This window comes from Ancylobacter sp. G4_0304, assembly GCF_047501495.1.
Lineage (GTDB): Bacteria > Pseudomonadota > Alphaproteobacteria > Rhizobiales > Xanthobacteraceae > Ancylobacter.
Genome location: NZ_JAZDRM010000073.1, coordinates 1 through 3,990, shown reverse-complemented (window position 1 = coordinate 3,990; position 3,990 = coordinate 1). Strand labels below are relative to the sequence as shown.

Annotated in this window: 3 protein-coding genes; all 3 read right to left on the bottom strand. The window is 68.1% G+C overall.

Annotation, left to right across the window (positions count from 1 at the left end):
* Nucleotide 1: 1 nt before the first annotated feature.
* From VRZ77_RS21620 to VRZ77_RS21610, 3 genes are read right to left on the bottom strand one after another with little or no spacing between them, the layout of a single operon-like run.
* Entirely contained in the window at nucleotides 2–1,339 is a 1,338-nt protein-coding gene (locus VRZ77_RS21620; protein ID WP_414594628.1) for a c-type cytochrome, read from the bottom strand.
* 2 nt (nucleotides 1,340–1,341) lie between these two features.
* Nucleotides 1,342–3,534 carry a molybdopterin cofactor-binding domain-containing protein gene (locus VRZ77_RS21615; protein ID WP_414594627.1) on the bottom strand — a complete coding sequence of 731 codons (2,193 nt, stop codon included), beginning with the start codon at nucleotides 3,532–3,534 and terminating at the stop codon, nucleotides 1,342–1,344.
* Entirely contained in the window at nucleotides 3,518–3,970 is a 453-nt protein-coding gene (locus tag VRZ77_RS21610; RefSeq protein ID WP_414594626.1) for a (2Fe-2S)-binding protein, read from the bottom strand. The genes VRZ77_RS21615 and VRZ77_RS21610 overlap by 17 nt, the downstream gene beginning before the upstream one ends.
* Between the last annotated feature and the right edge of the window lie 20 nt (nucleotides 3,971–3,990).

Genomic DNA, 3,990 nt, shown 5'->3' with positions numbered 1-3,990 from the left:
GTCACTCCATGGCGCGCAGCTTTGCCACGTCGTCCGGGGAGAGGGTCGAGGGCACCGCGCCGAAGCGGGCGGTGACGTAGTTGGCGACCGCTGCAACCTCCGCGTTTGAATAGGCCTTGCCGAAGGCGGGCATCAGCGGGTGGCCCGGCCACACGCCGCCCGAGCCGTGCAGCACCATGAGCGCCACATTGGCCCCGCTGGGATCATTGACCGCGCGCACGCCGGTGAGCCCGGCCTCATCGCGGACGGCGCCCGCACCGGTCCAACCATGGCAGCTCGCGCAATTGCCCTGGAAAACCCGCTGGCCGATCGGGTTGTCGAGCCCGGCAAGGCGCGGGGTGGCCGGCGCGGAGCCGGCGAGGCGCGGCAGGTTTCCGGCAACCGGCGGCACGGTGCGGACATAGGTGACGATGGCGTCGATATCCGAGGCGGTGAGGTGGGAAAGGCTGAGATCGACCGCCTCGCCCATGGGGCCGGAGGCGGAGCCGCGGCCCTTGGCATGACCCGCCGACAGATAGGCCGCGAGTTCATCGGCCGACCAGTCGCCGATGCCGCTCACCGCGTCGGCGGAAATGTTGTAGGCGTTCCACCCTTCGGCGACACCGCCGCCGAACTTATGCCGCTGGTCCAGCGCCTGCATGAGATTGCGCGGCGTGTGGCATTCGCCGCAATGGCCCGCGGCTTCGACGAGATACGCGCCCCGGTTCCATTCCGGGCTCTGGCCGTCGACAGGCTGGAAGCGTGTGTCGGGGTTGAACAGCGTGGCCCAGATCGCCATCAGCCAGCGCTGATTATAGGGAAAGCCGAAGGTGTTGGGCTTGTTCGCCTGCTTCACCGGCGCCAGCGAGAACAGGTAGGATTTGATCGCCAGCGTGTCCTCATCCGTCAGCAGCGTGTAGGACGGATAGGGGAAAGCCGGGTAGTAGCGCGAGCCATCCGGCGCGATGCCGCGATGCACGGCGTTCAGAAACTGCGCGTCGGTCCATGTTCCGATGCCCGTCTCGGCATCGGGCGTGATGTTGGGCGTGTAGATCGTGCCGAAGGGCAGCACGAAGGCGCGCCCGCCGGCGAAGGGCGTGCCCCCCTTCGCGGTGTGGCACGCTTCGCAATCGGCCATCCGGGCGATGTACTCCCCGCGCGTCGCGGCATCCGCCTTGGCGAGTTCCGCGGGAAGGCCCGTGGGCGACGGCCCCTTATAGTCGGCCAGCGCCACCTTCGTGCCCTTGGCGAAACCATAGGGGCCGGGCTGCAGCACCATCCAGCCGACGACCCCGAGCGCGACGAGGCCGCCAACGACGATCAGACCGGCCAGGGAGAGGAGAAGCGTGTTCCGGCGCATGGTCACACCGCCTTTGCAATGCGGGTGCTGTCGACCGGCATGCGGGTGAGCTGCACACCGGTGGCGGCGAAGATGGCGTTGGCGACGGCCGGCTGGACGATCACCGTGCCCGGTTCCCCGATGCCGCCGGGCTTTTCCGTGCTGGCGATGATCTCGACCTCGATGGCCGGCATCTCGTCGATGCGGATCAGCCGGTAATCATGAAAATTGCTCTGCTGGATGCTGCCGCCTTCGATGGTGATGGCATCGTGCAGTACCGTCGTGAGGCCGAAGGTGACCCCGCCCTGGATCTGGGCGAGCACCGTGTCGGGATTGATGATGCTGCCCACATCGGCGGCGACCACCACGCGCGTCACCCGCACATCGCCCTGATCGCTGACGGCGACATCGGCGACGCAGGCGAGGAGGCTGCCAAAGGCGTGCATCAGCGCCACGCCGCGTCCGGTGCGCCCGCCAAAGGCGGAAGCCGGCGCCGGCGTGCCCCAGCCCGCCTTGCGGGCCACGGCATCGAGCACGGCGCGCGCGCGCGGGTTCGTCTCCAGCATTCCACGCCGCAGGGCGACGGGATCGACCTTGGTGCGGTTCGCGATCAGGTCGAGAAAGCTCTCGACCGAGAACACGCTGCTGTTGGGCCCGACCCCGCGCCAGAAACCGACCGGCACCACGCTTTCGTGGCGGATATACTCGACGAGGATGTTGGGGAAGGCGTAAGGCGGATGCGCCGCTCCCTCTACCGCATCGCCGTCGATGCCGTCCTTGAAGGCTGGCGGCAGCCAGCGCGCGAGGATCGAGGCGCCGGTGACACGGTGGTGCCAGGCGGTGATGCGTCCGTTCTCCACCCGTGCCTTCAGCCGGTCGTGATAGAGTGGGCGCAGTATGTCCTGCTTGATGTCTTCCTCGCGCGACCAGATCACCTTCACCGGCCCGTCGACCTTGGCGGCGATGCGGGTGGCGGTGACGACATAGTCCGCTTCAAGGCGCCGGCCGAAGCCGCCGCCGACGATGTGGTTGTTGATCGTCACCTGCGACGGGGCAATGCCGAGCACCTTGGCCGCGCCCATCTGGCAGAAGCCGGGAACCTGCGTGCCGACCCAGACCTCGCAAAGGCCGTCATGCACGTGAACCGTGCAGTTCAGCGGCTCCATCGGCGTGTGCGCGAGGAAGGGCAGTTCGTAGCTCGCCTCGAAGAGTGTGCCCTCATCGAGCGCGGCAAGCGCCTCACCGTCCTTGCGGGCGGTGACGCCGGGCCCCTCGGAGGCTTTCTCGATATCGGCCCAGAGCTGTGCCTGGCTCAGCGACGCGTTCGCCCCGTCCGCCCAGACGATATTGAGAGCGGCAAGGCCCTGCTGGGCGGCCCAGCTGTTGTCGGCGACGACGGCGACGAGATCGTCGAGCACGACGACCTGCCGAACACCGGGCTGGGCGAGCGCCGGCGCCTCGTCGACCCGCGCCACCTTGCCGCCAATGACCGGCGCGGCCATGAAGGTCGCGAAGCGCGTGCCGGGCCGAAGCACGTCAATGCCGTAGACGGTCTTGCCGACCGCCTTGTCGGGCGTGTCGAGGCGGTGTGCCGGCGTGCCAATGAGACGGAACTGATCGGGTGACTTGAGCGGCACCTCGCCGGGAGGCGGCAAGGTCGACGCCTGCTCCGCCACCGCGCCATAGGTCAGTGTTCTCCCGCTCGCGGGATCGGTGATGACGCCGCGCTCCGTCGTCAGCGTGGCGGGATCGACGCTCCATTGCGCGCCGGCGGCGGCCACCAGCATGGCCCGCGCGGTCGCGCCGGCCTTCCGGAGCGGTTCGGTCCAGGCCATGGTGGTGGTGGAACCGCCGGTCGCCTGCACGACGAAGAGCGGGTTGCCGTACTTGGCCTGATCGGCGGGCGCATGGACCGCGACGATCTGATCGAGACCGATGTCGAGTTCCTCGCCAAGGCACATGGCCTGCGAGGTGTAGACACCCTGTCCCATTTCGACCGCGGGCATGACGAGCCGCACCGGCCCCTCCGGCGGCACATGCACAAAGGCGTTCAGGGCAGCCCCATCGGCACCGGTTTCGACCGCCCGCGCGCCCCGGCTGGGAAGCTCGATGCCGATCACCAGTCCGCCGAACAGGGCCGCGCCACCACGCAGCAGCGAGCGTCGTGAGAAGGCGGGACCGTCGGCACGGCTCTGTTGTTCAGGACCGCGCAGCATGTTTGATCCCCTCGCGAATGCGCACATAGGTGCCGCAGCGGCACAGATTGCCGGCCATGGCCGCGTCGATGTCGGCGTCATCAGGGTTCGGATTGGCCGCGAGCAGAGCCGCCGCCGACATGATCTGTCCCGGCTGGCAGTAGCCGCACTGGATGACCTCAAGGTCGAGCCAGGCCTTCTGGATCTTCGCGCCCTCGGCCGTTTCACCCACACCTTCGATAGTGGTGATCGGCCGATCGCCGATGTCGCCGATGGCAAGCTGGCAGGAACGCACGGCCTCGCCGTCGAGATGGACCGTGCACGCCCCGCATTGGGCAATGCCGCAGCCAAACTTGGTACCGGTCATTCCCAGCACGTCGCGCAGCACCCAAAGCAACGGTGTCTCGTCAGGAACGAGGACGCTGCTCCGGGAGCCGTTGATGGTGAGATCGGTCATGTGCCCTCTCGATGTGGCGT

Coding starts and splice junctions, on each gene's coding strand:
- VRZ77_RS21620 (WP_414594628.1), bottom strand. CDS start 1,339: ATGCGCCGGAACACGCTTCTCCTCTCCCTGGCCGGTCTGATCGTCGTT.
- VRZ77_RS21615 (WP_414594627.1), bottom strand. CDS start 3,534: ATGCTGCGCGGTCCTGAACAACAGAGCCGTGCCGACGGTCCCGCCTTC.
- VRZ77_RS21610 (WP_414594626.1), bottom strand. CDS start 3,970: ATGACCGATCTCACCATCAACGGCTCCCGGAGCAGCGTCCTCGTTCCT.